At 43.7% G+C, this 25,845-nt stretch carries 36 protein-coding genes; 4 read left to right on the top strand and 32 right to left on the bottom strand.

Annotation, left to right across the window (positions count from 1 at the left end; genetic code table 11):
- Positions 1-83: 83 nt before the first annotated feature.
- The gene (locus SPHMEL_RS00425; protein WP_042666773.1) at positions 84-1,316 is read left to right on the top strand and encodes a redox-regulated ATPase YchF; all 1,233 of its coding nucleotides are present in this window, start codon (positions 84-86) and stop codon (positions 1,314-1,316) included.
- A 12-nt stretch (positions 1,317-1,328) separates the two neighbouring features.
- Here SPHMEL_RS00425 and SPHMEL_RS00430 read toward each other — a convergent pair whose 3' ends face one another.
- The 17 genes from SPHMEL_RS00430 to SPHMEL_RS00510 all read right to left on the bottom strand — a co-directional run bounded on the left by SPHMEL_RS00430 (position 1,329) and on the right by SPHMEL_RS00510 (position 13,048).
- Positions 1,329-1,697, bottom strand: coding sequence for a DUF2095 family protein (locus tag SPHMEL_RS00430; RefSeq protein WP_042666774.1), 369 nt, complete (start codon positions 1,695-1,697; stop codon positions 1,329-1,331).
- Positions 1,697-2,980, bottom strand: coding sequence for a bifunctional sugar-1-phosphate nucleotidylyltransferase/acetyltransferase (gene glmU / locus SPHMEL_RS00435; RefSeq protein ID WP_042666775.1), 1,284 nt, complete (start codon positions 2,978-2,980; stop codon positions 1,697-1,699). The genes SPHMEL_RS00430 and glmU overlap by 1 nt, the downstream gene beginning before the upstream one ends.
- A 199-nt stretch (positions 2,981-3,179) precedes the next feature.
- Complete coding sequence (locus SPHMEL_RS00440; protein WP_042666776.1) at positions 3,180-3,821, bottom strand: 30S ribosomal protein S3ae; 642 nt, start codon at positions 3,819-3,821, stop codon at positions 3,180-3,182.
- A gap of 79 nt (positions 3,822-3,900) precedes the next feature.
- Positions 3,901-4,218 (bottom strand): KEOPS complex subunit Pcc1, encoded by a 318-nt coding sequence (locus tag SPHMEL_RS00445; RefSeq protein ID WP_042666777.1) that lies wholly within the window; start codon positions 4,216-4,218, stop codon positions 3,901-3,903.
- Positions 4,203-5,348, bottom strand: a complete 1,146-nt coding sequence (locus tag SPHMEL_RS00450; RefSeq protein WP_232216692.1) for a phosphoesterase — start codon at positions 5,346-5,348, stop codon at positions 4,203-4,205. The genes SPHMEL_RS00445 and SPHMEL_RS00450 overlap by 16 nt, the downstream gene beginning before the upstream one ends.
- A gap of 452 nt (positions 5,349-5,800) precedes the next feature.
- Complete coding sequence (locus tag SPHMEL_RS00455; protein ID WP_012609005.1) at positions 5,801-6,301, bottom strand: 30S ribosomal protein S15; 501 nt, start codon at positions 6,299-6,301, stop codon at positions 5,801-5,803.
- Positions 6,302-6,410: 109 nt separating this feature from the next.
- Positions 6,411-6,977: an RdgB/HAM1 family non-canonical purine NTP pyrophosphatase gene (gene rdgB, locus SPHMEL_RS00460; protein ID WP_042666778.1), complete on the bottom strand. Its 567-nt coding sequence runs from the start codon at positions 6,975-6,977 to the stop codon at positions 6,411-6,413.
- Positions 6,967-7,644, bottom strand: a complete 678-nt coding sequence (locus SPHMEL_RS00465; RefSeq protein ID WP_042666779.1) for a Kae1-associated kinase Bud32 — start codon at positions 7,642-7,644, stop codon at positions 6,967-6,969. Before SPHMEL_RS00465 ends, rdgB begins: the two co-directional genes overlap by 11 nt.
- Positions 7,635-8,702: a KEOPS complex N(6)-L-threonylcarbamoyladenine synthase Kae1 gene (gene kae1 / locus SPHMEL_RS00470; RefSeq protein ID WP_042666780.1), complete on the bottom strand. Its 1,068-nt coding sequence runs from the start codon at positions 8,700-8,702 to the stop codon at positions 7,635-7,637. The genes SPHMEL_RS00465 and kae1 overlap by 10 nt, the downstream gene beginning before the upstream one ends.
- 57 nt (positions 8,703-8,759) lie before the next feature.
- On the bottom strand, positions 8,760-8,921 hold the full coding sequence (locus tag SPHMEL_RS00475; RefSeq protein ID WP_014768189.1) for a 30S ribosomal protein S27ae: 162 nt from the start codon (positions 8,919-8,921) through the stop codon (positions 8,760-8,762).
- A complete protein-coding gene (locus tag SPHMEL_RS00480) occupies positions 8,921-9,265 on the bottom strand; it encodes a 30S ribosomal protein S24e (RefSeq protein WP_042666781.1) in 345 nt (114 codons plus the stop codon). Before SPHMEL_RS00480 ends, SPHMEL_RS00475 begins: the two co-directional genes overlap by 1 nt.
- 13 nt (positions 9,266-9,278) lie before the next feature.
- A complete protein-coding gene (locus SPHMEL_RS00485) occupies positions 9,279-9,752 on the bottom strand; it encodes a DUF359 domain-containing protein (protein ID WP_042666782.1) in 474 nt (157 codons plus the stop codon).
- On the bottom strand, positions 9,745-9,951 hold the full coding sequence (gene spt4, locus SPHMEL_RS00490) for a transcription elongation factor subunit Spt4 (protein WP_042666783.1): 207 nt from the start codon (positions 9,949-9,951) through the stop codon (positions 9,745-9,747). The genes SPHMEL_RS00485 and spt4 overlap by 8 nt, the downstream gene beginning before the upstream one ends.
- Positions 9,944-10,516 (bottom strand): DNA-directed RNA polymerase, encoded by a 573-nt coding sequence (locus tag SPHMEL_RS00495; RefSeq protein ID WP_012609012.1) that lies wholly within the window; start codon positions 10,514-10,516, stop codon positions 9,944-9,946. The genes spt4 and SPHMEL_RS00495 overlap by 8 nt, the downstream gene beginning before the upstream one ends.
- An 87-nt stretch (positions 10,517-10,603) precedes the next feature.
- Positions 10,604-11,026: a PIN domain-containing protein gene (locus tag SPHMEL_RS00500; RefSeq protein ID WP_012609013.1), complete on the bottom strand. Its 423-nt coding sequence runs from the start codon at positions 11,024-11,026 to the stop codon at positions 10,604-10,606.
- Complete coding sequence (locus SPHMEL_RS00505; RefSeq protein ID WP_042666784.1) at positions 11,013-12,269, bottom strand: translation initiation factor IF-2 subunit gamma; 1,257 nt, start codon at positions 12,267-12,269, stop codon at positions 11,013-11,015. Before SPHMEL_RS00505 ends, SPHMEL_RS00500 begins: the two co-directional genes overlap by 14 nt.
- 122 nt (positions 12,270-12,391) lie before the next feature.
- Positions 12,392-13,048 (bottom strand): 30S ribosomal protein S6e, encoded by a 657-nt coding sequence (locus SPHMEL_RS00510; protein WP_042666785.1) that lies wholly within the window; start codon positions 13,046-13,048, stop codon positions 12,392-12,394.
- Between the two features lie 338 nt (positions 13,049-13,386).
- Between SPHMEL_RS00510 and infB the strand changes: the two genes are divergently transcribed.
- Complete coding sequence (infB, locus tag SPHMEL_RS00515) at positions 13,387-15,216, top strand: translation initiation factor IF-2 (protein WP_042666786.1); 1,830 nt, start codon at positions 13,387-13,389, stop codon at positions 15,214-15,216.
- Between the two features lie 17 nt (positions 15,217-15,233).
- On the opposite strand, the gene SPHMEL_RS00520 is transcribed toward infB, so the two are convergent.
- Positions 15,234-15,419 carry a 50S ribosomal protein L24e gene (locus SPHMEL_RS00520; RefSeq protein ID WP_014768198.1) on the bottom strand — a complete coding sequence of 62 codons (186 nt, stop codon included), beginning with the start codon at positions 15,417-15,419 and terminating at the stop codon, positions 15,234-15,236.
- Positions 15,420-15,527: 108 nt separating this feature from the next.
- Here SPHMEL_RS00520 and SPHMEL_RS00525 point away from each other — a divergent pair, with 108 nt between their 5' ends.
- Both SPHMEL_RS00525 and SPHMEL_RS07590 read left to right on the top strand, forming a co-directional pair.
- On the top strand, positions 15,528-15,788 hold the full coding sequence (locus SPHMEL_RS00525; protein WP_014768199.1) for a 30S ribosomal protein S28e: 261 nt from the start codon (positions 15,528-15,530) through the stop codon (positions 15,786-15,788).
- A gap of 276 nt (positions 15,789-16,064) precedes the next feature.
- Entirely contained in the window at positions 16,065-16,193 is a 129-nt protein-coding gene (locus SPHMEL_RS07590; protein ID WP_269479109.1) for a hypothetical protein, read from the top strand.
- Between the two features lie 172 nt (positions 16,194-16,365).
- Here SPHMEL_RS07590 and rpl7ae read toward each other — a convergent pair whose 3' ends face one another.
- From rpl7ae to SPHMEL_RS00595, 14 genes are all read right to left on the bottom strand, one after another.
- Positions 16,366-16,749, bottom strand: a complete 384-nt coding sequence (gene rpl7ae, locus SPHMEL_RS00530; RefSeq protein ID WP_012609020.1) for a 50S ribosomal protein L7Ae — start codon at positions 16,747-16,749, stop codon at positions 16,366-16,368.
- A 143-nt stretch (positions 16,750-16,892) separates the two neighbouring features.
- A complete protein-coding gene (locus SPHMEL_RS00535; protein ID WP_051400964.1) occupies positions 16,893-18,662 on the bottom strand; it encodes a glutamate--tRNA ligase in 1,770 nt (589 codons plus the stop codon).
- Positions 18,631-19,113, bottom strand: a complete 483-nt coding sequence (locus SPHMEL_RS00540) for a DUF2118 domain-containing protein (protein ID WP_042666787.1) — start codon at positions 19,111-19,113, stop codon at positions 18,631-18,633. The genes SPHMEL_RS00535 and SPHMEL_RS00540 overlap by 32 nt, the downstream gene beginning before the upstream one ends.
- On the bottom strand, positions 19,110-20,228 hold the full coding sequence (gene fni / locus SPHMEL_RS00545; RefSeq protein ID WP_042667878.1) for a type 2 isopentenyl-diphosphate Delta-isomerase: 1,119 nt from the start codon (positions 20,226-20,228) through the stop codon (positions 19,110-19,112). The genes SPHMEL_RS00540 and fni overlap by 4 nt, the downstream gene beginning before the upstream one ends.
- Before the next feature lie 53 nt (positions 20,229-20,281).
- Positions 20,282-21,133: an AmmeMemoRadiSam system protein B gene (gene amrB / locus SPHMEL_RS00550; protein ID WP_042666788.1), complete on the bottom strand. Its 852-nt coding sequence runs from the start codon at positions 21,131-21,133 to the stop codon at positions 20,282-20,284.
- A 98-nt stretch (positions 21,134-21,231) separates the two neighbouring features.
- Entirely contained in the window at positions 21,232-21,879 is a 648-nt protein-coding gene (gene rpsB, locus SPHMEL_RS00555) for a 30S ribosomal protein S2 (RefSeq protein WP_042666789.1), read from the bottom strand.
- A 13-nt stretch (positions 21,880-21,892) separates the two neighbouring features.
- Positions 21,893-22,093, bottom strand: coding sequence for a DNA-directed RNA polymerase subunit N (locus SPHMEL_RS00560; protein ID WP_042666790.1), 201 nt, complete (start codon positions 22,091-22,093; stop codon positions 21,893-21,895).
- Positions 22,094-22,101: 8 nt separating this feature from the next.
- Complete coding sequence (locus SPHMEL_RS00565) at positions 22,102-22,524, bottom strand: 30S ribosomal protein S9 (RefSeq protein ID WP_012609027.1); 423 nt, start codon at positions 22,522-22,524, stop codon at positions 22,102-22,104.
- A complete protein-coding gene (locus tag SPHMEL_RS00570) occupies positions 22,521-22,973 on the bottom strand; it encodes a 50S ribosomal protein L13 (protein WP_198011703.1) in 453 nt (150 codons plus the stop codon). Before SPHMEL_RS00570 ends, SPHMEL_RS00565 begins: the two co-directional genes overlap by 4 nt.
- A gap of 5 nt (positions 22,974-22,978) precedes the next feature.
- On the bottom strand, positions 22,979-23,341 hold the full coding sequence (locus tag SPHMEL_RS00575) for a 50S ribosomal protein L18e (RefSeq protein WP_042666792.1): 363 nt from the start codon (positions 23,339-23,341) through the stop codon (positions 22,979-22,981).
- The gene (locus SPHMEL_RS00580; protein WP_042666793.1) at positions 23,338-24,180 is read right to left on the bottom strand and encodes a DNA-directed RNA polymerase subunit D; all 843 of its coding nucleotides are present in this window, start codon (positions 24,178-24,180) and stop codon (positions 23,338-23,340) included. Before SPHMEL_RS00580 ends, SPHMEL_RS00575 begins: the two co-directional genes overlap by 4 nt.
- 26 nt (positions 24,181-24,206) lie before the next feature.
- Entirely contained in the window at positions 24,207-24,608 is a 402-nt protein-coding gene (locus SPHMEL_RS00585; RefSeq protein ID WP_012609031.1) for a 30S ribosomal protein S11, read from the bottom strand.
- A gap of 13 nt (positions 24,609-24,621) precedes the next feature.
- Positions 24,622-25,134, bottom strand: coding sequence for a 30S ribosomal protein S4 (locus tag SPHMEL_RS00590; RefSeq protein ID WP_042666794.1), 513 nt, complete (start codon positions 25,132-25,134; stop codon positions 24,622-24,624).
- Between the two features lie 5 nt (positions 25,135-25,139).
- The gene (locus SPHMEL_RS00595) at positions 25,140-25,628 is read right to left on the bottom strand and encodes a 30S ribosomal protein S13 (protein ID WP_042666795.1); all 489 of its coding nucleotides are present in this window, start codon (positions 25,626-25,628) and stop codon (positions 25,140-25,142) included.
- Between the last annotated feature and the right edge of the window lie 217 nt (positions 25,629-25,845).

Consider the following 25,845-nt stretch of genomic DNA (forward strand, 5'->3'; position numbering starts at 1 on the left):
TAAGCACCGTGACCTAGGTGTATATAATAATGAGTTAACGGGGTTTATAAAAAATAGGCTAAAACTGTGGCGAGGAAGCGTAGATGCCGCCTCCAGAGAAGATAATAGGGATAGTTGGAAAAACAAATGTGGGTAAGTCAACCTTGTTTTCAGCCATGACGCTTCTACCGGTGAAGATAGCCAATCACCCCTTCACAACAATAGAGCCGAATATAGGGGTGGGACACGTTAGAGTGAGATGTGTCCACACCGAGATAGGGTTACCCAGGTGTGATCCACGTGCAGGCTTCTGTATCTCGGGTGAGAGGTTCATCCCGGTTAAGATAATCGATGTAGCCGGTCTCATACCAGGGGCGAGCATGGGTAGAGGGCTTGGAAATAAGTTCATGGATGACCTGAGGCAAGCAGATGTTCTCATACACGTGGTTGACGCATCGGGTTCAACAGACCTGGAGGGCAATCCAGCTGCTCCTGGAACATATGATCCTGTTGAAGAAGCTGAGAATATACTTCACGAGATAAATGAGTGGTTTAAGAACATTGTTACACGGATCTGGGAGTCTAAGATCTCCAGGTTCCTTGCTTCAACTCAGGCATCACTAGACTTGATAACTCAGAATCTCTCAGGGCTGAGTGTTAGAAGACAACATGTTATAGAAGCCATTAAAAAAGCAGGCTTAGAGGACAAGCCCTTTAAAAACTGGAGTCTCACCGATGTAGCGGATTTCGCGGTTGCATTAAGAGAGGTGAGTAAACCCATTCTCATAGCGGCTAATAAGATAGATACACCTGTGGCAGTAGAATACGTAAGGGCCTTGAAAAAGAGGTTTGGCGAGGAAAATGTTGTTCCTGTAAGCGCGCTAGGGGAATACATCCTGAGGAAGGCGAGTCAAGGTGAGTTAATAGAGTATATACCGGGAGACTCGATGTTTAGAATTAAGGATTCATCGAGGCTTACCAGTGATCAATTAAAGGTACTTAAGCTTATAGAGGACAATGTTCTTAAACAATATGGTTCAACAGGGGTTCAGCAATTACTCAATCATGCCGTATTCAGGAAGCTTGGGTTAATAGTGGTATATCCTGTTGAGGATGAGAATAAGTTTACGGATCACCATGGAAATATATTGCCAGATGCTTACCTAGTGCCTAGGAACACTACTGCTAGAGAACTTGCATACATGATTCATACAGAGCTCGGTGAAGGCTTCCTCTACGCTGTTAACGCTAGAAGTAAGAGGAGGATTGGAGAGGATTATGTGCTTGAGAACAATGATATCATTAAGATTGTAGCGGTTAAATCCAGGAGCAGTTAGGATAATTAAACATCAATGCGTGCCAGGGATTTGCTTGAATATTTTTTCCCAGTACCTCTTAGCCTCCTTATAGTAATAATCATCCTGCTTCCTCCCGCCAAAGTACTCTATGCCATTTCTCTCCAATACGGCTTTTAATTGCTCTCCCTCTCTTGCATCGAGCTCTCCATGGTTTACAAGGTAATCCACTACTTCAAAGGCTTCTTCAAGGCTTTTACAGCGTCTAATATAGTCTACTACTGTAGGTGTGTATCTGCTCCACGGATCGGAGAAGCCCATGTTCACGCTTAATTTTAGAGATATATCTTTCTCCTCGAGTACCTCTCTAGCTAGATGCGGGTATTTTTTCTTGAAGTCATTTATTCTATATGTGTCCGCCATTATTTCTCACTGATTCTATCTTTATTCAACCCGGTTTTTATCTCTACTCTTCCATCACTGTAATAAATAGAGTTCGAGGCCACATCCCTATATACAACTGAGCCAGGCATAATCCATGTATCACTCCCTATTTTCACCCCGGGCATCAGCGATACATTAACACCTGTTTTCACATTAGCCCCTATCACAGCACCCATTTTCTTTCTGCCGGTGTCCTCCACATGGTCTTTTATAAGCATTTTAACCGTTGTCTCGTCAAACCTTAAATTAGCTGTTATCGTTCCAGCGCCGAGGTTGACGTTTTCACATACTATACTGTCACCGATGTACGTGAGATGACTGGCGTGCACATTTTCTAGTATTATGCTCTCCTTGACTTCAACGCTGAAGCCTATTTTGGAACCCCTACATATAACACTCCAAGGCCTGATTCTAGCGTTCGGCCCTATTTCGACCTCTCGATCTATATATGCTGGTCCCTCTATCATTGTAAATGGGTTCACTAAGGAGTTTTCTCCAATATAGACCTCACCGATTATATGGGAGGGTTCTATGACTCTTCCCTTTATCTCTTTTTTAACCATTGTTAAAGCCATCTTGTTTGCCTCTATTACATGCCATGGCTTACCTATATCGATCCATAACGCCCTCGGTAACTTGTAGATTCTAATCTTCACCCCTCTCCTACTCATATTATTTAATACATCAGTGAACTCTAATTCTCCACGTGGGCTCGGCTTTATATCGCTATTACCTAGGATGTCACGGGTTCTCAACTTATATATGCCCGCGTTGACTAGTCTCGAGGGAGGGTTTATGGGTTTCTCCACGACTCCTTTGAAATAGTTACCTTCATTAATAAGTACTCCGTAGTCGCTTGGGTTATCTACTTCGCTACCTACAATAATGTTTCCGCTTTCCCCCGCAATCTCTGGGATAATGTTTACCGGTGTGAAGATGTCAGAGTAAATGATTAGGACGTCATCGTCACTACCCATTCCTTCAATACCCTTAACAACAGCATCCCCTGTTCCCCTTGGTTCACCCTGCTCTACGAATCTCACCTTAAAGGGTAGTCTCCTGCTCATCACATGTGCTCTAATAATATCCCCCATATATCCTGTTACAATAACCACTTCATCTATGAACGAGACGGCTGCAAGCCTATCAAGGTACCAGTCCAACAATGGCTTACATAGGATTGGTATCAATGGTTTAGGGCGGGTCTCGGTTATCGGTTTAAGCCTGATCCCGTTTCCAGCGGCTAATATAACCGCCTTCAAAACAAGCCTCCTCCAGCTCTAACATAAACATAAACATAAATTGAGAAATTATTAATAACCTTCATCCCACTTGAATACTGATACTTCACGCTAGAGTGGTGTTACCTGTAGAAAACTCACCCTAGTAAAACAATGGCTGGCCCTATAGGCTCAGTAACTAAGAGTAGAAAGGAAGTAGATCGAACGTGTTAAAAGCGTTTTACTCCTCTCTTGCTTGAAGCGGTGAAATAACTACTGCCGGCTTAGGTCCTTCGGGTGATGGTATCAGGAGCAGCTTTGTCTTGTATACTTCTACCCTTCTAATTGGATATATCTTTCTAGCGAGCTCAGCTATCTCATTTGAGATCTTATAGCTCATTATCTCCTGTACTAGTTCATCAAGTGTTAACTCGCTGGCTTTCTTAAAGATATATTCCCTCATCACTCTCCTTATTGCTTTCTTTTGACTAGTATTACATCTGTAGCTTGTTAATGCAACTATTGTTACACGGAGTACGTATCCGTCTTTCGTGGTGATGTCGAATATGCCTTGAATCTTACTACTCTTCCTCCTTACGAGGCTCCTCATGTAGTCTCGGGCCAATTCATGCCCCTTGAACCTTGTTAAAGCCTTGTTTCCATCGATACTGATTATTTGGAAGTATAGTTTTACATGTACCTGCGTTATATCTCCGGTTATATCGTACAATGTTGTCTCAATTACCCTGCCAATCAACTTCTCTGGGTCATCAGCTGGTGTTGAACCTAGAGTTATACCTCCGAACGAGGTTGGTGCAACTACTTCATACCACTTCTTCATCTTCCACTTATCTTTCACAACAGCTCTGTGCTTGGAAGACATCCCTAACAACCCTGGTAACCGTTTTCACTAAGGCGTCCTAGATTAGTAAAGGGATATTTAAATATATTCATTATACATACTAATTAACACTATTCATCGAGGTATTACTTTTCATGAAGCCGGATCCCATGGATGAATAGACCTCTATAGAGTCGATTACTTCAAGTAGTCCCAGTAATTCATCTATTGTGGAGCGTAGCGACCTCACCGCATCTAACAGGTTGTTTGAAACACATATTTCTATCACATAAGTGTCTTCTTCAAGCACCTCATTGATCTTCATTCTTGGTGCAGGCTTCGTGTTATCTGGGTGAAGCGATGCGTGGACAGCGTTAATGTATTGCTTACTACCTTTAACAACTATTTTCCCACAGGGATACGCTACTTGACTACACATAATTGGACCTCGTCGCATAGTGTGTATGCTTCCTCGGGTTTAATGCCTACTCTTAAGAGCTCCCTTAACTCAGTTATCTTCTGGCCATTATAAAGTATTGCAACGGGTTTCTTAGCGGGTAAAGCATTTAGGGAATTCAATATATCTATTACTATACCGGGTCTCTTGAAATACTCCTCTACATCAATATATGTGTTCTTCTTTGCCAGCCACTCTGGTATAATAATGCCAAGCATGCTTGCAGCCTCATCTATGCTTGACTCATAAATAGATAGGATAACAGGTATTACACTCATGTCTAAGCTTATCTCCAGCATATATATGGGTGAATCCCTGTAAAGGCTATTGAATACAAGTAGGCTACCCATTGCCTCACTGAGCTGGATTTCCAGCCCATTAAATACTTCTGATGGAATAATGAAGTCGCCAAGTAGTTTATTTGTAAAATCCTCAATGGTCATGCCAAGTGTTTTCGCGATATTATTGAGGAACTCTAATAGCTGGCTGAGCATTTCCTCATCTAGTTTATCAAGGTTCCTTATCTGCTCAGGGTTTTTCTTGAATATCCTTGAAGCAAGCTCCTGTATTTTCTCCGAGTTACCAGTGAAACCCGGTAGGAACGGTATTAAAGTCCTTTTAATGCTTTCAACTATCCCGAGTCTCTTAATACCCCAAGCCCTCGGAATGGTTGCTTCCTCAAGCCTCCTATCATTAATGAGTTCCCTGAGGATTTTGTCCTCCAGGCCTTTAAACTTCCCCTCTTTAAACACGTAGAGATCCCTGTAAAAGGCTGCAATTATTGAGAGGACCTTATCCCACCACTCAATCATATATAAATCGTCTAAGAAACTGGCTATGAAGCCGGCTACCGAGTAGTCTTGTCTATAGCTTATCGATACATGCTGGCTCTGATTCAGCGGTGGTAGATTAATCAGTATAGCCGGTGTATCCCTCTCATCTATGAGGACTTTAGCATCCAGAGTTACCTTGGCTGAAATACCTTGTTCCCTAAGTGTTTTCAACAGTATGCTTGATGCGATAAGTGAGTCTAGTGAAGTATCCGGTATTATTCTCACACTCTTATATTTGCTTATAATTGAAACCAAATCGGCTTTCCCCAAAATATTCACCGGGTTTTACACATCTGTCATCATAGATAATACAGCTGGCTAATATTTCATCGTCTCTCAACCCATTAAAACCTGTTTTCCACCGGTCTTAAAAAGGGATCATTCGATTCCTTCAACAATCTACATGCTTCATCATGGAGCAACTCTATACATCATATCGGACTGTTACAACCGAAAGCCTCGTCCTTTAGGGCTGGAATGGAGGTTTTAAGCTTTTTTCCTTAGAGATATTTTGGTGTCCCGGCCGCGGGCGGTGAGGGAGTGCTAACCCTAACGGTTGGGATGAGGGTTAGAGGGCAAAACTACATCTATCTCTAGAGCTCATAAATTACTCTATGAAACCTTGAGGAAATACTTCGACCTGCCCTCCAGATAAAAGATGTAGCCCAGAATAGATGGAGGGAACCAATGAACCCCCTAAAGGGAACCCCAACCCTTTAGAGCGGGGGAGGTCAGCCTGAGGTGGTGGGGCTTTCGGTTTTGAAAACGTATATGCCCTGTGAAACCAGGAGTTTTGCTTTCTCTGGATCATACTCCCAGTCAGAGGGTAGTTTGCCGGTTCTCTTATAGTACTTCACTAGACGATGTATTTTCGACTCTACCTCTATAAGCCCTCTTAAACTATGGGTATCCTTGGGATGCTCCTCGAGGTGTCTTCTGAGGTTGACAGCCTGTTGCATTAAATGCATAAGGTCCTCTGGTATAGTGATTTTAATGCCGTGTTTCTCAAGGATCTCCGTGAGCTTCCTACCTGTTACTTGTCTTACTAATGGGATACCATATTGATCCCTAAGAATTACTCCTATCATTGATGGGGTATACCCTTTCTTCGCCAACTCTACGATCAGCAACTCTATATCGCTTGGACTCATATCTAGCTTTAACCATCTCGGTGGCCCAGCCCTCGCCGGCCGGGTTGAATGCGATTGACCCTTATCCCTCCTCTTATTCATAGCTCTGCAACCCCGTTGACACTATATCCCGGGTTAAACAATACACTATTAAACACCATAATATTTAAGAACAGATTTTAAATGTGACTCCTGTGGTAACTATTTCCTGCTATCCTGCTTTCTCCTTGATTTTTTCAAATACTGCTTTTACGGCTTTAGCTCTATGGCTATACTTATTTTTCTCCTCTACATCCATCTCGCCGAAGGTTCTATATGGTTGTTCCCTTGGAGCGAATACTGGGTCGAACCCGAATCCCTTATTCCCCCGAGGCGTGGTGGTTATGTATCCGCATACTTCTCCTTCTCCCCTTATTATCTCACCATGTATCACGGCGACAGCCACGGATTTAAAGCATGCATCTCTTTCACTGATCCCCTCCATTAGTTTCAATACACCGTTTAATCCAAGCGTCTTGAAGACATAACTACTGTAGGGTCCTGGAAATCCATTTAGGGCTCTTATGAATAATCCAGCATCCTCAACTAGGACTGGTTTCCTTAAGAGGGAGTATCCTATTAATGCTGCGGTTAACGCTATGTTAGATAAGTCGTCATCCTGTATCTCGATTTTTAATCCCTCGAGGGGAGCGACATCGACCCCGTACTCCCTCGCTATGTCCTTTATCTCAAGGTACTTGTGTCTGTTACCTGAGAGAAGCAATAGTTTAACCGACATATCTCTCACGCATCACCGATCTCCTTAACTCCCTATCAATGTATCTACCCCGCGTGCTTATCTCCCTTAGTTTATACATGATTTCATCGAAGCTGCCGCTGTAATACTCTCTATAGGCTTTAAAATATGACTCCATAAAGGGTTTTAATAGATGAGGGTAGAGCGAGTAAATGCTTTTCTGGAGTAAATGTATATCTATAGCATGCTCCTCGATATCGGTGCTGTAGCCGGCTAAGCCGAAGTCTATTATGTAGACCCCCCTGCCGGAATATATAATGTTCGCAATAGTGAGGTCCCCGTGATAGATCTTCCTATTATGCATTAACGCGCTCTGCCTTCCTATATCCCATGCCATTTCTACGAGCTCTCTAGCCTCTATATTGGCTAGCTTCTCGGAGAGTCTCTCACCCTCGATATACTCCATCACTAATGCTCCTTTCTCGACATCCACTAGTAGAGGGGCTGGTACCTTTAATCCGGCTGCATAGAGTTCTGCAAGTATCTTTGCCTCATTCCTCGTTCTCGTCTGTATAAATATAGTGTCGTAGACTGGGTGTCTATATTGCTTACTCCTACGTTTCTTGATGACTACTTTTCTACCCAGGAACTCACCTATGTATATAACGGCTTCAGCCCCCCATAGATTGCTCTCACTGCTTAGAGCCATGGATAAGCCTCCTCATCAATCCTGTATCTCTGTTTTACATGTGTTTCCTCAGGCTTACTTGTCCTACCATATAGATATAATAGGAGCCCTGTATAAGCTATCATCACCCCGTTATCGCCTGCTACATCGGGCGGGGTACCATAATATTTTACGTTATAGATGGATGTAAGAGTCTCCATCTTCCATCTCAACACCTTGTTTGATGCGACTCCCCCAACTAGTAGGAGCTGTTTCTTATTGGTTAACGCGAGCACTCTTTCTGATACCTCGATAAGCATATTGAAGGCTGTCTCCCTGAGGCTGTTACATACCCTGCCCAGACTTTCCTTATCACCATTTGCTTCCTTCGCTAGTTTCAACGCGGCTGTTAAGAGACCCGAGAAGCTTAGATCGTTGCCTTTAATCGTGTATGGAAGGGGCTGGAACTCCTGGCTCCACTCGGCACATACATCTATAGCGTGCTTCCCATCAACCACATAGGGTGGAGCTATTCCTATTTCCCTGGTGAAGGTGTCAAAGAGGTTTCCTAATGGTATATCCAGCGTCTCTCCCATTACCCTATACTGGCTATTTTTCTGAACAAGTACCATCGTATTGCCCCCCGACACATATACTATGACAGGGTCATTGAAGCCGCTGAATAACTTACCGATTTCTATGTGGGCAACTGCATGATTCACCGGTGTTAATGGTATGTTGAAGTATTTAGATAGAAACCTAGCTATTGTTGCACCAACCCTGAGGCAGGGCCCAATACCAGGTCCTACTGCTACTGCAACGGTGTTGATGTCTCTCATAGAGACCCCGGCTTTCCCTAATGCCTCCCTGAGCACAGTGGGCGCGTTCTTCATGTGATGCTGCGAGGCTTCCCTAGGGTGAATGCCTCCTTTCTCAGGTTTATATTGACTACTAATATTTGCCAATATTTCTACGCTGCCCCTGGAAAACCTTAGGATTCCAACCCCGAGTGTATGGCTGGTCGACTCAATACCCAGTACTGTTACCTCTTTACCTTCTACACCTTCAGGCAGTTTTACAGGAACATGTATTTTTTGCATGGGCTTCCTCTCAAAAACCAGGGGTAGGGGGATCTAGAGTCTCTGCTACTTTTTATCTTATTTTACAAACTCTGTGTAATTGCATTTGCCGCAGTGCCATCTGGGTATTGGTTCCTTATGAAAAGCCATGAAGGAACCACACTTAGGGCACGTCTTATTCTTCCTCTTTATCGTCCCTGTATTATAGTCTACCTCATATAATTTATGTATATACGGCATTAAGCACCAGCCTCCATTGCTTGTGAGACTTTCTGTAGAGATTCTTCGTTTCGTTTAATAATGTATTCTGGCTCAAAAAGCTTAACGCGCTCCTCGCTGTCATATATATGGGCTTCCACGAGGCTCACACCCAGCCCGTACTCTGTTTCAACGTTTCTTATATACACTAAGTTTACATTTTTACCATAGACTTTTGCTAGTTCAAGTCTAAGCAACCCCTTGCTCGGAGTCCCCTCGCCAGGGTGTCCTACACGGAGTTTCAGCTCTATCCTCTTGATTAATGGATTATACCTCTCCTCCACTACCTCGCCACTATATTTACCGAGCGTTATGGTTCTACCCATAGCATTCTTCACCTTACAGGTTCATAATAACTATGTCCGGTTTTAACCCTTTAAGTATTTTTAAAACTCTTTCCCTAGAGGGGGATGAAATCACAACACCTACATCTGGTTGTCCATAAATGATTTTAAAGCCTCTGACTAGTGTGAAGGGTATAACTAATAAGTCTTCCTCACCTACTACACATATGCTTCTGGCTCCACCAATTAGCGATGATGTAAAGCTGTTTATGCTTATAGTGCCCTGTGGATTAACCACCAATACATCGCATTCTCTTGGCCCTACGTCCACGGTATGCCTCTTTGTTTTAGCATCAGTTATCCTCATTTCAACCATGTGGTTCTTTGAAACAATATCGCCTACAGCGGCATCAGCCCTTAACCCATATACTAGTCCTCTATCAGGGGATACGTAGAGGTCTCCCTGTGGAATACTTAGAGAGAGCCTGAAGTCAACAGGTAGCTTTAACACTGGTATCGCTTTATTCAAGCTTAACCACGTATTTACCTGGGTTGGTTATCCCGAGTATTTTAGCGATTAAGGACTTCTCCGGGTTAACGATTATAACGACTCCACTCCATTCAAAAGTAAAGTCCTGGGATCCACACACCGGGCATGTTTCAGCGTTTTTAGGTACTAGGGACCTGCATCTCCGGCATGCCTTAAAGGGTTTACCTCTACTACTCACCTTGACCACCCTGCTTACTTACCCACTCTAGCTTCCCCAGGTATGGTTGCTTCATCGTCATATGTATTCTCAACCCCTTACCCGGTAATATTCCAATAGTGTATATCTTTGCTCTGAGAATGTCTCCTTTCTCTATTGTTCTATGGGACTCCTCTAACATTATTGCCGAACGTGTATTGTCATAGGAAACCTTTTCCTCGGATACCTGGTTTATATGGATGAATCCATCTAAAACACCTAGGTTTAAATATATACCTGACTTAGCTACCGTAACTGCTTCGCCCTCAACAACTTCCTTGATGAATGGGCTGAATACTAGGGCACTCATTTCCACGTCATGGTATGTTGCACCATCTCCGGGTAGTATCCTCCCATTTTCATCGACTTTTACATCTATTATGGTTACTATAATCCCTAGCTTATGTTCGCCGCCCTTGGACTCTATTGATGCTATTGTTCCTTCGTACTTGCTCCGTAGTTCCTCAAGCGCCACGTCTTTCACTGGTCTCCCAAATTTCGCTGGCGGTATCCTGATTACATCATTTACTCTTATCAGTGAATACATGGTTTAATCACCAGTGTTTAAGTATGTGTTGATATTTTTAATTAACTATTATAGGTTTTAAATACTAATTATAATGACGCCCTTAAATCAGTAGAATGAGGGAACCCCTTCCACATCTATTCTCCACGACTCCTCACGGAGATATATTTCTGGTAGCCCACGGCTCCTGAGGCGCCTCCTTAACTCTTTATCATTTGTGGCTACCACGACGTTGTTTTCGCTGGCGTATCTTAATATAGCATCATCGACTGTTTCACCGGGGTTTACAGCGTAATCCACTATCTCACAATACCTGTTAACTATTTCAAGTGCTAATCTCGCCCTCCTACTAATACTGGGCTTCTCTGAGTCCACTATTCTAACTAGTTCATCGTATACGGGCTTTATCACTATGTACCTTGGCTTCGTGAGAAGCTTCTCCTCTATTTGTTCAAGTACAGGTATGCCGTTAGCCATCATGAGAAGCATGTTTGTATCGAGTAAAACAGTTATCCCCTTATTCTGAGACACCCTCTATTATCCCCCAGCCAGCAAGCCTCCACCTTGCTAATACACGGCGGCTTATAGCTATCCTGGATCCACTCCATGTTGCAACAGGGTCTGTTAGCTCTATGGTCATTATATCTTTCCTTATAGACTTCACTACGGCTACCCTGTTCGCTGTACCGATTGCAACGGCTATTTTCTCATTCACCTGTATTGGTGGGAGTTTTCCTAGTTCTTTGGTGCCCACTATTCTCTCGAACAACTGGAAGCGCACCTCCAAGGTCTTCACAACTGGTATATTGTTCCTAGGAGTGGTTACTATTGAACCCACTAATTGATCACCTTTAGTTAGCGAGGGATCCAGCTTGGTCTGTATTGCCACCAGTCCTCCAGGTCTGGCCTCATCCACTATTAAGTTGCCATAGCGTACCTCCTCTATAGTCGTCACTATAGGCTCGTATTTAGAGACCTGTGATTTAGCACTCCCTACTTGCGTCTTTATCCCGGGGAGTATCATTATCTCATCTCCTACTCTGAAACGCCCTTGTAGAAGGGAGCCCCCGATTACTCCTCCCTCTATTTTATCATAGGGGGTGCCGGGCTTGTTTACATCAAAGCTTCTCACAACATACATTAATGGAGGCTTCGTGTAGTCTCTCTCAGGTGTTGGAATGATCTCTTGTATAGCTTGGAGCAATGCATCTATGTTGATGTGGTGTAGGGCGCTGACCGGTATTATTGGTGCGTTCTCGGCTACAGTGCCTTTAACCAGCTTTAAGATCTCGTTATAGTTCTCTAATGCGCGTTTTTTATCGACGACATCTATTTTGTTCTGAACAATGATGATGTTCCGTAAACCGAGGATGTTCAACGCCATCAAGTGCTCTACCGTCTGTGGCTGAGGACATGGCTCGTTGGCCGCGATAACTAATATAGCTCCATCCATGATCATTGCCCCACTCAACATGGTCGTCATATATAATTCATGACCAGGCGCGTCAACGTAGCTAACCCTTCTAAGCAACTTCGACTCAGAGCCGTCTGGACAATACTCTTTAATCGTGTATGCGTCAGGTAGCGGTAGCCCATCACAATAGGCGATGTTCCCATCAGCATATCCTAGTTTAATAGTCATTCCACGTTCTATCTCTAGGCTGTGCTTTGCTGTCCAGACACCCGTCAATGCTTGGACCAGAGTGGTTTTACCGTGGTCAACGTGTCCAACGACGCCTATGTTGACCTCGGGTGGCTTAATATCCCACGGCATGATTACTTATTCACCTTAGCTAGAATAATTTAGTTTAGATTCATTTATAAATCCAAGCCGCCCAATCCTCATGTGCAGAGACTGCCATGGTTAAAAATAATTCATGCCTTTAGGGCGCTCTTTTATTTTGATTCATATACGATCTTCGTGTTTATTTGGACTATATCGGGCGCTATAGTGTTGCCTCTAACAGTCTTTCTCCTTCGTTCACCGTCTTCTTCGGGATGGAAACCTGGTGGACCCGATAATAACACCTTCTTTTTAACCGGTCCACTTATATCAGGCCTCATTGGGAAACCACTTATGTCGCTACCTCCTGTTATAGCTAGTTTAACCCCTTTCAGGCCGATTATTGATCCATCAATATAATCACCTATCTTAAGGCCGATAATAGTTTGAGTTCTCTCGTCATTTATCCTTATCTGCCATGCTCTTGCGCGGAAGATCTCGCCTTCCAGCTCGTTCTGTCCCGTTGCATTAATTAATTGCTCCATGCTGACTTTCACAACGTTATCAGGCACGTTGTCATCTATGATTATTCTCCCAGTAAACTTCACCTTGTCCCCTGTATCTGGACGCCGCATTCTTATAGTGGCTACCCCGTGGACAGCCCCTATTTCACTCGCTGTTTTACTATTTACTTTAAACACTGGTAGCTCCAGCTTCTCCTTCACTTTATCTGTGAGTTGTATTTCGGGGTCTCCTTCCACTTTTACTTTAACTAATTTCTCCTTCTTGGGTGCCTCCGGATCATTTACCACTATCTTGAAGTCAGGCATATCTACCACCAGTTGCCCGGTGGGTGTCTGGGGTATATTTTACCCAGTATCCCCTTTTTATACCCAGGGTTTTTAATGGTCTCTATTAGGGGCGTAGAAGCAACGTTTATGTTTTCTAGGGTTGTTAAGGGGGTTCGGGTCTGGTGGATACCTGTGATTACCTGTTTATAGGCTTTTAGACACTGGGTTACCTGGGTGGGCTCTAAAATATCTACAAGAATTCAGAAAGGATTTAGAACCCGCAATAGGCTGATGCCGTAAAATAAGAATTAACCGATATAAGCACGTTAATGGTTTAGAATAACTAGGCTTACTAGTGGGCCACATACAGTGTTTACATGGTGTTGGAGTTGAGTAGTGATAAGAAAACCTGGATTAGACAACCCATAATAGTTGTACTGGGTCATGTGGATCATGGAAAAACAACACTACTTGATAAGATCAGGGGTACAGCTGTAGCTAAGAAGGAGCCAGGCGAGATAACGCAGCATGTTGGAGCTAGTGTAGTACCTGCAAGTGTCTTAAACAAGATTACTGAGCCTCTAAAGAAGTATTTTCCAAAGCTAGTCATAGAGATACCGGGCTTACTCTTCATTGACACGCCCGGACATGAATTATTTAGTAATCTTAGGAGAAGAGGGGGTAGTGTAGCTGATATGGCTATACTTGTCGTAGATGTGGTTGAAGGATTCCAGCCTCAAACCATAGAGGCATTGAACATATTGAAGGAGAAGAGGGTGCCATTCATTGTTGCAGCTAATAAAATAGATAGGCTTGAGGGATGGAAAGCCTTTCCAGACACTCCATTCCTTGAAAGCGTTAAGAGGCAAAGCCCTAGAACGATAAGTATTCTAGAGGAGAGGATATACCAGTTGGTCGGCAAGTTATACGAGTATGGGTTTGAGTCGGAAAGATTTGACAGGGTCAAAGACTTCAGGAGGACAGTTGCAATAGTGCCGATATCGGCTAAAACAGGTGAGGGAATATCAGAGTTGCTTGCACTTATAGCTGGCCTCGCACAGCAGTTCATGAAGAAGAAGCTTGTGACTAGTGAAGACGCTGCTAGAGGGGTAGTATTAGAGGTTAAAGAGGAGCAAGGCCTTGGCACCACTATAGATGTTATAATCTATGATGGAGTGCTAAGCAAAAACGATCTCTTCGTAGTTGCTGGTAAGAATGGCCCAATAGTTACAAGGGTTAGGAGCCTATTGATGCCAAGACCCCTCCAAGATATGAGGATGCATGAGGGTCGATTCGTACAAGTAGACCTTGTCACAGCTGCTACAGGAGTGAAAATATCCGCCCCAGGACTCGAGGATGCATTAGCTGGCTCACCGTTCTACGTAATACCCTCCGAGGATAGGGTCCAGGAATTCACCAGGGCGGTTCAAGAGGAGGTATCTCAGATAAGGTTTAAAGGGGAAAGCGATGGCGTCGTATTAAAGGCGGATACTCTTGGAACACTGGAAGCCCTACTGGAGGCCCTTAGGCGTGAGAATATACCGGTTAAACTAGCAGATGTCGGCCATGTAACCAGGAATGACGTCCTAGAAGCCGCCATTGTTAGTAAATCTAAACCTGAGTATGGTGTAATACTGGCTTTCAACGTGAAGATCCTGCCTGAAGCAGAGGAGTTGAGGGCCCGGGAAAACATACCCGTGTTTAAACATAATATAATATACCAGCTACTCGAAGAATACCTTAAATGGTTCAAGGAATTCAGGGAGAGGGAGAGACTGAGGCAGGTAGAGTCTCTAGTAAGGCCAGGTAAGATAAGGATTATACCGGGGGCTGTATTTAGGAGAAGTGAACCCGTTATAGTTGGAGTAGAAGTCCTGGGAGGCAGGATAAGGCCTAACTATCCATTAATGACAGAGGATGGGAGAAACATTGGCTTAATAATGCAGATACGCGACCGCGATAACGTGTTGAAGGAGGCGCTTGTAGGGCAACAAGTAGCTATAAGTATTAGGGGCAAGGTAATGGTGGGTAGGCACATAGATGAAGGCGATATCTTGTATACTGATATACCAAGTGAACACGTTAAATACTGGCTGACAACTTTTAGTAATGAGTTAAGCAATGATGAGAAACTAGTGTTGAAAGAAATAATTGATATAAAGAGGAAGAGCGATCCCCTCTACGGTATGGTGTTTCAGCAGATGTGAAAACAAAATAACCTGGCCTACTTTGTCTGCTGACCATACTTTAATGTCCACTTATACTTCCTAGGATCCCTCTTCATCCTGTAGTTATTAAAACACTTATTGCTGCAGAACCATAGTATCGTTCCATCGTTCATCACGTACATCAATCCTGTTCCAGGCTCCACGTCTCCACCACAAAACACGCATTTAGCCTGCTTCACCAAGGTAAACACCTCTCTTCCAGCCAGTGTCAACACAATGTATTGGTTACAAGGGTTTTAAAATACCTTTCTCTGATATAAAAGCATAGTGTTTAAATCGTGGTGGAGGCCATGAGTGAGAACAATAAGATAGTTTTAAAGTCGCCTGATGTGAACGTGGTAGAGGAGATAGGGTTCCCAGCCGAAGTAATACAGATACTTGGTAGGACAGGTGTTACAGGAGAGATAATACAAGTGCGTGTCAGAGTATTAGAGGGTAGGGATAAAGGTAGAATAATAACAAGGAATATAAAGGGGCCAGTGAGAATAGGGGATATAGTTATACTAAGGGAGACTGAGAGAGAGGCAAGAAAGCTGTCAAGCAAAAAGTAGATGCCTGAAACCAGGATGGTATGCTGTCTTCGTTTTATAGGTTTTTAGGGTTTTACAATTGAAAGCCCCGTCTTTTAGGGTGGGGTTGGAGATTTACGGGTTTTGTTTCCTCTTTTGTTTCTTGGTGATGAGTCTTTAGTGTTTACGAGCCTCAGCTATATTCGAGGCGGTGATCACTGGAAACCATAGCCCCGAGCCCCGCGTTAAGCGGGGTAGGGGTAGTGCGCCCGAGACCGGCTCACGGAAACTCAAGAAGAATTAGCTTTGGTGATAGAAGTGGCTGAGGTGTACTTTGCCGGATGCAGCGTTATAAAGTATAGGAAGGGAGACATAGTCCTATACCCACTAGCAGGATACAGGGAGAAGATGAAACACCTACACGGCAAAAATTATACAATAATATAATAATAGCAGAAGACTAACACCAACACATACAAACCATTATAAAACCAGAGACAGCTTGGCGAGGCTGGAAACGGTTTTGAAAACCTGTTTTACTAATCGTTCAAGAACCTCGTCGTCCTGGGAGGATTTATTATTGTTCATATAAAAAACAATGAAGGGATGATTACCTTTATCAGCCGCTCTGAGCCCTTATCTGCTGGACACTCTTAATTATTTCATCGATTAAGTCCTTTGCTCCGCCTACATCTATTACTGCGACAGAGGCAGCAGACACCTCAATACCGGCTGCTTGGCCCAGTTTCTGTTTGCTTGGCACGTAGACATATGGTATCTTCTTCTCATCGCATAATAGTGGTAGGTGGGCAACTATTTCAGGTGGGTCAACATCTTCAGCTATGACAACCAGCTTAGCTTGTCCTCTTTCAACAGCCTTTGTTGTTTCATTTGTACCCTTCTTGATTTTCCCACCAGTCTCTCTTACCTTTGATATTGCCTGGTATACTTTATCAGCTAGCTCAGGCGGTACCTCGAACTTTACATAAAACGGCTTAGGCATGTGTTCATCCTCCTCCCTTAACTCGTGGTCGTCTACAAGCTATATAGAATAATGTCAGGGCTTTATAAATTACGGGCATTAAATAATTTTTAAACTACTTTTGATGCGACTTTCCATTCCATATAATAATGAATCCGGTGGTCTTATTCGTGTGAGAAGACGGCTATTACTTTTTCCTCTTTGATAGTATCTATTCTAATGAACCCGACCCTGTATAATTGCACAATGGAGTCTGGTTTTTCATTAATAATGCGTTTTTCAACTAGGAGCCTGGCTTCCCTGATCTCTGATCCACTCGGGATCAGGAGGAATAAATCTGTTTTCTCATCGTTGCTAACCCATTGAATTATTGGAGCATTTAGCTTCCTTGCATCTTCCTGTGAAATACTGTGGAGCCTGGCTATGAATGCTGGCTTACCATCCAATATCGTTGGCTCCGTTATCATAAAGTTAGCTAGCCCCATGGCTCTGAATGTTTTATGTTCGCTTTGAAGCAGTGTTCCCAAGTCTTTGGATGATATATGGATTACCGAGCCATCCAGTATCCTATACTCGTAATGCTCCGGTCTTGATGGATGTATTGGTATTTGTGCTTTAAGCTCCTCTTTCACATCCTTTAGTATTACTGGAACCGGTTCTTCAACACCCATATACCTGTTCGCGACTGGATCAACTAGGATCCTGTTGATAGCGTAGAGATTAACTAGGCTTATCTTGGCATCGATGGGTTTGATTCCCACTTCCTTAACTATTTTCCAGATTGTTTCACGGAGAATGCCTCTTCTACGTAACCCATTAATTGTTCCGAGTCTTGGGTCATCATATGGTGAGATACCTTGTTCTTTAACTAGCTTTCTCATTTTAGACTTGCTCAGTATCACACCCTCTAATGATAAACGTCCAAAATGTATTGTCTCGGGGTATTTCCAGCCCATGTGCTTATATAGGTATTTCTGCTTGACAGTATTCGATATGTGTTCCTTTGCGCGGAGGACATGTGTTACACCCATTAAATAATCGTCGACACCAGCAGCAAAATTGTAAGTTGGCCATACAATGTATTTCTCCCCGGTGACCGGGTGTGGTGTTTTAGATGTATCTATTACACGGAATGCAACCCAATCCCTTACGCTTGGATCCGGGTGTTGTAAATCGGTTTTCACCCTTAGAACAGCATCTCCTTCACCATAGTGCCCCTCAAGCATTTTATCGAATTTCTCAAGGTTCTCTTCGACTGACGTATTCCTATGGGGACATGCCTTGCCAGCGTTCCTATATAAGCGGAATTCCTTATCGGGGCAGGTGTCAATATATGCTCCTCCACGGCTTATCAGCTCTCTTGCTACATTGTAGAATATATTCATCCGGAGGCTCTGTATGTATTCCTTGCTCCATTTTACTCCAAGCCATTTCAATGCGTCCTTTATCATTGTATATGCTTCTGGGTAAGGTGATTTTATCCTTGGGTCGGTGTCCTCGAAACGAAGTATCATCGCTCCATTATATAATTCAGCATACCAGTAGCTTAACAGCGCTGGCCTAGCGTTTCCAAGGTGAATTGTGTAATCTGGGTTAGGTGCAAACCTGGTTACCACTTTACCTTTCTCGGCATTGGGTAATGGGGGCAGCTCCTTCTCCTTGGCTTCCCTCTTCTCCTCCAGTAGTTCTGGCCAGTTCTCTCTGATTATTTTCAACTGGTCTTCGATGCTTAACTTGTTTACTTCCTCTATGGTGCCCTTTATCAAGTCGATGAATTCTTTGATTCTGCTACGTATCTCTGGGATTTCCCCGATAACCTTTGAAACCACCGCTTTAAAATCGGCTTTACCCTCGTGTTTTACAGCGTTTACCAATGCGTGTTTGAAAGCGGTTTCTCTCACCCTATCTAATAATGATTTCTCTTGGCTGCTCAATCGCCACCACCACTATGATTCTCTCAGGCCTCTCCCAGGTTAAATCGATGACTGCTAGTATAAATCCTTCACAAGTAGAATAAATGTTTCTGACCTCGTTTTTCCTGGTGACAATGTATGCTATTAAATCGTTTTTTCTAACGTGCTTCATGCTCCCTATATAAAATACTCTCCTACCCTTCGCTTCCTGCAGGCATAGCTGTGTATTCTCGGAGAAAAACAGTGCTTTAGACGGCTCTCCAGTGTTGAATAATATTGTACTCCTCTTCAAAATGGCTTTTTCCAAGTCTATGTACTTCAGTATCTCCTCGTATGGTATGCTACCATAGTACTTTGTACAATTATTCTTCTCAGGGATGCTTGCCCAAGCGTACTCCGAGTTCTTGAGGCAGATTATTCTCTCGGAGTCGACGTCCTCTATGAATAACTGTGGGAAAGAGTATTCGCTCACTTCATTCTCCTCGTGTTGTTAAGGTAGGTATGGGGATTTATTCCCCTCTGGAGCATCGTGTTTACTATTTTCTGCCCGAGGATAATAGGCTTGCTCCTTAATTCACCAATATTCCTGGCACCGCTGAGGAACATCGCAGTCTTTAACTCGAAGATATAGTTGTCTAGATATGCCTCGGCACGTTCCAGCCCGTTGTCAAGTATATTCTTAAGAATGGGTTTAGCTACTCCAACCATGTCTGCACCAATCGCTATATTCACAGCTGCCTTAAAGCCGTCCCATACGCCGCCGCTCGCGATAATGAATGAGTCTTCGGCAACATACCTTGTCTCTATTACTGAGAGCGGTGTTGGTATCCCCCACTCGGATAGCTTCAGCCCGCATTCATAGCGTGATGACCCTGGTTGATTTCTAAGCGTTTCAACGAGAGCCCAGTTTGTACCGCATGCGCCGGCCGTATCATATATTTTCACCCCTATATTATGGAATACCCTCACCGTCTCCATGGATAACCCGTTCCCAACCTCCTTGATTATAACGGGTTTACGGAGAGATGCAACTAATTCCTTGACTTTATCAATCACATCTAAGCTGAAACGGGTGTCTCCTTCAGGCTGTATTACTTCTTGTGCTGGGTTCAAGTGTATTGCTATGGCATCGGCATCTATTACTTCAACTAGCCTTATGACTGTATCAGTGTCGATGTCTCTCAGGGTGTTTAAACCTATATTGCCTATTACCGGTACACTTCTAGCTGTCTCCCTTACGATCCTATAGCTTGCCACGACATCCTCGCTGAAGTTGCTTTTAACAATGGCTCTCTGGCTACCGACACCTATGGCTACTCGCTTCTTCTCTGCAAGAGTTGCAAGCATTTTATTTATGCTGACTAGTGATGGATGCCCTCCCGTCATACCAGTTATCATTATAGGGGCTTCTAGCCTGTAGCCTAAAAACACTTGCTTCACATCCACTTCATCGAAGTCTAATCCAGGTAAAGCTTGATGCACGAGCTGTATCTCTCTATATATCTCACTACAATGGTCTTTGAAGTCGACCCTGGGATCCAGTGCTAACCTTATATGGTGTAGTTTCCTATTCTGTATCTCATCCATGCTTAATACAACCTTCCTTAAATATATAAGCCGGCATATTAGCTTAGCACTCACTAAATATAAAACTTTAAAGCAGCGTAGCCAACTACGTGTGAATAATCCCCGGAGGTATCACCACTTGTCGCGTATTTCAATAGCTGGGCTTTTCCTCCCAATTTTTTAGTGTATTCCATGAGGGTCATTATTCCTCCTGGTCCACAGATACTTATGTCGTTATGCAGTATCACATTGTATAATCCATCTGTGTCGAGTTTGAGTATTCTATCTATGGCCATTGAATCCTTCCTGCTTGTCTCTTCATGGGGTTCGTAATGATTGAAGTCGCTGCTTGCTATCACTATTATTCTCTTACCGGTTGACATGGATGCTTCATATATCGACTTCGCTAGGTCTCTTGCTATATCTGGTGTATGGATACCTATAACTATCGGGGTTATTTTCACATCCTCGCCATAGATGTACACTATAAATGGCAGTTGGACCTCAATTGAGTGCTCCTCTAAATGAGCATATTCATCGAACTCAGCGATTTCACTGTTCTCCACAATAAGTCTTCCAATCTCACTGTCTACAACAAGGTCTCCAAGGGGGGTCTCCCATACTCCCTCAGGATACACTGAAACAGGTCTTCCAAGGCCTGTGTGATTTGTACCAAGTATCACTATGGTATCAGGCTTCTTATTTAAAGCCATATCAAAGTAGACGTGTGCAGCTACAGGGCCGCTGTAAATATAGCCTGCATGAGGGGCTACATAGCCTATTGAATTCGTGGCCTGGATATCTGAGGGACTCGGTGGCTTCCCGGGTCCGATCCCATGTTTGAAAGACCACTCTATCACGCTTCTTAACTCCCCAGGTTTATCAGGGTAAAAATACCCGGCTACTATAGGACTCCTCTTCTTCAACCTGCTCCCCTTGAATAATAACTGTTAACTACGAGTTAAATACCTTGAAGCATTATGGAATAAGCCTAGAAATATGGTCCTGGATGCCTGCGAAAAATTTAGAGGGATGCCTCGAAATCGGTAGGCTGCTCAGGTAGTTCAGCGTTCGGTGGTATAACACCTTTCTCACGCAGTATTTGACGCGTTAGTATCCAGTATATTAGGGCCAGGCTCTTCCTACCCTTATTGTTCCCGGGTATTATGAGGTCTACATAGTCAACCCTGTTGTCGGTATCTGCTAAGGCTACTATCGGTATACCTGTTTCAGCGGCCTCCTTAAGGGCTTGCATATCAGACCTTGTATCAGTGATCACTACTACATCTGGTTCGAAGTATATCTTAAGACTTGGATTAGTGAAGGTTCCCGGTAAGAATCTACCTACGAATGGCTTACATCCTACATACTGACACATCTTCTGAACCGGCTTCCTCCCATACTGTCTTACTGAGACAACGGCTATTTTCTCGGGCTGATATCTAGCGAGGAATTTTCCAGCTATCCTCAGTCTGTCATCTATTTTCCTTACGTCCAGTATATATAATCCATCGGATCTAACCCTGTACACGAATGGCTCCATGAACTTCGTGCATATATGGGTGCCTATGTGCACACCGGCTGATAAGTATTTCTCAATTGGTACGAGTAGCTCAATTACTCCGCTCTCGGGTTTTGAAACAGGTGCCTCTCCTTCAGGTATATCGCTCATTCACTACCACCTCCTACGAGATCTTAGGGAAATATAATATCTCCTTTGATATATCCGTGTATGATAAAAACATTCTCCTGCAACAATACCTTTTCACACCGAGATCATCTAATACTTTAGCCGGGTTCTCACCGTTCTCAACTCTTTTAATATACTCCTCCCATAAGTGCCCAATGGGTTTACCACAGGTGAAACATCTAACCGGGAATAACAAGATCCCACCTACCTATAGCTCTTCTGCCATCTCCTTCTAGCACTATATCTACCCCATTTCTTAGGCTCTGTCTGACGTGGATCACCGCTTAGCATGTGCCTATCATATTCTTTAAATAGGGATTTCACCTCATCACTGTTAAAGAACTCGACTAGTCCCCTTGCAATAGCTATTCTAACAGCCTCGGCCTGACTCATGTAGCCTCCGCCGTGTACATTAACCCTTATATCTACTGTTTTTGCTAGGTCGCCTATTAGTAATAGTGGCTCCAGTATCTTCATCTTGGCTAGCTCGAATTGGATGAACTCTACTGGTACGTTGTTTATCCATACTCTTCCAATCCCGGGTTTTATCACAGCCCTAGCAATGCTTGTTTTTCTCTTGCCTGATGAAACAACTATTTTTATCTTATCACTGAGTGTCTGGCTCACTTCCTAACACCCCTCCACCCTACGGCTTTCGCCACCTCCTCTAAGTAAACATATCTATTACGGAGCCTGGAGACTGAGGCTTCGGGGAACTGTATGAAGGCAATATTCTTCATGTTGCTTGGCACACCTATGTATACTCTGAGCCTCCTAAAAGCATCTCTTCCCTTCGGCTTATCTATCGGTAACATTCCTCTCACAGTCCTCTTAAAGATATTGGCCGGGGTTCTAGGCCTCCTGACTCCCTTGGTCTCTGGATTGTAGTGGGTTTTAACCCTAAATAATATCTTATAGCCCTCTAACACCCTGTTTTTCTCACCACTTACCACGGCTTTCTCAGCATTAACCACTATGACTCTATATCCCTCGAGCAACTTCTTAGCAATAATACTCGCTAAACGCCCCAATATCTGGTTCGATGCATCTATGTAGAGTACTTTCTCCTCACTCATCAAGCTCACCCAATTATCTTGATGTTGCTTCCGGTAGGGTTCTCCTTAACAAGGTCGGGGATAAATATTGCTCTTCCACCACTCTTCACTATTTTCTCAAGTGCTGTCCTTGAGAATCCGAATGCTGCCACAGTAACCGGGTGATCTATATTACCTGCACCAAGTACTTTTCCAGGCACTACTACAACGTCCCCGGGCTTACTGTATCTATTTATCCTACTGATATTCACAGCCCTCCTTCTACGGGTTGGCTTGGATAATTCCTCAGCTATACTACTCCATATTGGTGCGTTATTTATAGAGGCTTGCTTCCTCAACTCCTCTATCACTTTCCTTAAAACTATATTTGTTTTCCTCAGCCTGCTCATACAGCGACACCATTCCTTCTCAACTCATCTATGAAAGCATCTAGTTTTCTACTTAGAATGTTTATTGCCTCTATTAAAATATTTCTAGCATTCAGAGCTCCTGTTAGCTCTAGATATAATATATACTCGTTCTCCCTCCATGATACCTTCACGGCTTGGGTGGGGCATATGTTTTCACATAGCCTGCAGAATGTACATTCAAGTATTTTATCCTCTTTAACCCTTACCGAGTTGTTGCCTGCCTCAAATATATTCTTCGGGCATGCATTAACACATCTAGAACACTCGGCCCCCTTACATTTCTCACTATCGAGGGTTATCACTGGAACATATTTATGCGCAGCGGTGGAGACTGGGCTCCATTTTATATGCTCTTTTCCCCTTCCAAGCCTGGCATATGCCTCAAGCCTTATGCTCTGATCCTTGATAAGCTTCAATATCGGTATTTCACCGTAGACTGGTACAACATCTGGGTCACTGCTAACAAGGTCTCTACTATACACTGTTAAAACATCCTTCTCAGGCCCGCTTGCCTCCAGCCTTAGGGTTACGAAGCAATCCTGCGAGAATATTCCTCTATCACCGGCCTCTGCACACTCCTCGGGAGGCTTATACTTGTTTAATGCTTCATTGCTTTTTAATGGTATTAATCCAAGCCTATGCGATATGTATTCATCATAGAAGACACTTGAGTTTTCCGTTATAGCCACGTAGTCCACAGCCATTGTAGGGACTTCCGATAGTATTGTTCTTCTCAGCGAATTAACGAGGTGTAATGGCACATCCCTTAAATATAGCTTAATAGTAGAGGGGGTTTTCTCAAGTATATCAATATGCAAGCTGGAAAACACCCGTTTCTGCCCTTCTATAGCCTCCTACCTCTCCTACCGCCAGGCCTTCTTGTGGTATCATGTGGTATTGGTGTCACATCCTCTATTCTACCAATAATGAAACCCGCTCTGGCCAGAGCTCTAATAGCTGCTTGAGCACCTGGCCCAGGAGTCTTAGGTCCGTGGCCTCCTGGTGCTCTTACTTTTATATGTAGCGCGGTGATACCTTTATCCATCGCTTGGGTTGCAGCCCTTGCCGCGGCCATCATTGCCGCATAAGGGCTTGGCTTCTCTCTATCTGCCTTTACAACCATTCCACCGCTTATCCTGCTCACAGTTTCCGCTCCGCTTATATCTGTTATATGTATTATTGTGTTGTTGGGGCTGCTGTATATATGTGCTACGCCCCACTTTAACTCTCTCATTGAGAAAGCCACCGTTCAATCACCTCTATGCCTGTGCTTCTTGGCTTATTCTCTGCTTTAATGGACTGAATGGGTAGTAATCAACCAATGGCTCCTCATCAACTGTGACTATTCGGCCAGGCGACCTCACTCTTCTACCCCCTATTGCTATGTGTCCGTGGACAATTAATTGTCTGGCTTCATGAAGGGTCTTTGCTAACCCCTTCTTATACACTATGGTCTGAAGCCTTCTCTCCAGTAGATCCTCTATTTTCAAGTTTAACACATCATCCAGCCTGGCTCCTTCCTTAAGTAGCCCTAATTTTATCAACCTGTTTAAAAGGGCTTTCTCTTCCTTCTCACGGATTTCAGGAGGCGTTGCTAATAGGGATCTCGCTCTGTGCCTATAATACCTCACCATGGTCGCGGTCTTCCATAGTTCTCTTTTATTCCTTAACCCATAGGTACCCATCAGCTTCATTTCGTACATTAATATATCGCGACGCCATGGATGCCGGGGACCCTCATAAGATTTCCTTGGTTTGTGTGGGTCGCCCATCTAACTCACCCCTCTGTCTTCTTGCTTTGCTGTTGCTGGGTGGCTTTCTTCTTCCTCACACCCACGGTTACACCTGTTCTACCTGTTGTCCTAGTTCTCTGGCCCCTAACTTTCAAGCCCAGGGCATGCCTTATACCGCGCCAGCTCTTTACGCGTTTCTCCCTTTCAATATCTTCCTTCACATAGTATACTAGGTTTGCACCAGTTAAGTGAAGATTCTGGCCTGTTGTGTAATCCTTCTGCCTATTATAGATCCATGATGGAATACCGTATTTCCCAGGGTTGCGTACAACCTCTTCGATACTCTTAACCACGTCATCGCTTAGGAAACCAACGCGTTGTTCAGGGTTCAACCCTAGTATTCTACATATTGCTAGACTAAATGTATAGCCCAAGCCCTTTACTTCTGAGAGACCGTAAACTAATGGAAGCTCTCCATCGACATCGGTTTCCAGCATTCTAACTATCTGTCTAAAACTCTCCCTCTCACTCAATTCTTTCACCGGACTTAACTCGATAAGCATATACATAACTACTCAACATAATTAACTGATAACGGTTTTTAAAGCTTAGCTTTAAAACACTTTTCCCTCGAGTTAGAGGGGTTCAGGTCTCATATAGGTTTATATAAATTGGTTTCATCCCCTCGTTTTTGTTCCCCTTGTATCCCCTTTGGGCTTGCATACGGCTTGAGGGCGTTCAAGGTGACAT

The sequence above is a fragment of the Desulfurococcus amylolyticus Z-533 genome (assembly GCF_000513855.1).
In the GTDB taxonomy this organism is placed as follows: domain Archaea; phylum Thermoproteota; class Thermoprotei_A; order Sulfolobales; family Desulfurococcaceae; genus Desulfurococcus; species Desulfurococcus amylolyticus.

Coding starts and splice junctions, on each gene's coding strand:
- SPHMEL_RS00465 (WP_042666779.1), bottom strand. CDS start 7,644: ATGGCTCTAAGCAGTGAGAGCAATCTATGGGGGGCTGAAGCCGTTATA.
- SPHMEL_RS00505 (WP_042666784.1), bottom strand. CDS start 12,269: ATGCCGTGGGATATTAAGCCACCCGAGGTCAACATAGGCGTCGTTGGA.
- fni (WP_042667878.1), bottom strand. CDS start 20,228: ATGGATGAGATACAGAATAGGAAACTACACCATATAAGGTTAGCACTG.
- SPHMEL_RS00570 (WP_198011703.1), bottom strand. CDS start 22,973: ATGAGTGAGGAGAAAGTACTCTACATAGATGCATCGAACCAGATATTG.
- SPHMEL_RS00430 (WP_042666774.1), bottom strand. CDS start 1,697: ATGGCGGACACATATAGAATAAATGACTTCAAGAAAAAATACCCGCAT.
- SPHMEL_RS00590 (WP_042666794.1), bottom strand. CDS start 25,134: ATGGGCGACCCACACAAACCAAGGAAATCTTATGAGGGTCCCCGGCAT.
- SPHMEL_RS00475 (WP_014768189.1), bottom strand. CDS start 8,921: ATGCCGTATATACATAAATTATATGAGGTAGACTATAATACAGGGACG.
- SPHMEL_RS00480 (WP_042666781.1), bottom strand. CDS start 9,265: ATGGGTAGAACCATAACGCTCGGTAAATATAGTGGCGAGGTAGTGGAG.
- rdgB (WP_042666778.1), bottom strand. CDS start 6,977: ATGTCGGTTAAACTATTGCTTCTCTCAGGTAACAGACACAAGTACCTT.
- SPHMEL_RS00455 (WP_012609005.1), bottom strand. CDS start 6,301: ATGAATAAGAGGAGGGATAAGGGTCAATCGCATTCAACCCGGCCGGCG.
- rpl7ae (WP_012609020.1), bottom strand. CDS start 16,749: ATGCCTAAGCCGTTTTATGTAAAGTTCGAGGTACCGCCTGAGCTAGCT.
- infB (WP_042666786.1), top strand. CDS start 13,387: ATGGTGTTGGAGTTGAGTAGTGATAAGAAAACCTGGATTAGACAACCC.
- SPHMEL_RS00445 (WP_042666777.1), bottom strand. CDS start 4,218: ATGTGTAGTCAAGTAGCGTATCCCTGTGGGAAAATAGTTGTTAAAGGT.
- SPHMEL_RS00425 (WP_042666773.1), top strand. CDS start 84: ATGCCGCCTCCAGAGAAGATAATAGGGATAGTTGGAAAAACAAATGTG.
- SPHMEL_RS00510 (WP_042666785.1), bottom strand. CDS start 13,048: ATGCCTGACTTCAAGATAGTGGTAAATGATCCGGAGGCACCCAAGAAG.
- rpsB (WP_042666789.1), bottom strand. CDS start 21,879: ATGAGCGATATACCTGAAGGAGAGGCACCTGTTTCAAAACCCGAGAGC.
- SPHMEL_RS00495 (WP_012609012.1), bottom strand. CDS start 10,516: ATGTATTCACTGATAAGAGTAAATGATGTAATCAGGATACCGCCAGCG.
- SPHMEL_RS00525 (WP_014768199.1), top strand. CDS start 15,528: ATGAGTGAGAACAATAAGATAGTTTTAAAGTCGCCTGATGTGAACGTG.
- kae1 (WP_042666780.1), bottom strand. CDS start 8,702: ATGCAAAAAATACATGTTCCTGTAAAACTGCCTGAAGGTGTAGAAGGT.
- SPHMEL_RS00440 (WP_042666776.1), bottom strand. CDS start 3,821: ATGTCTTCCAAGCACAGAGCTGTTGTGAAAGATAAGTGGAAGATGAAG.
- SPHMEL_RS00575 (WP_042666792.1), bottom strand. CDS start 23,341: ATGAGCAGGCTGAGGAAAACAAATATAGTTTTAAGGAAAGTGATAGAG.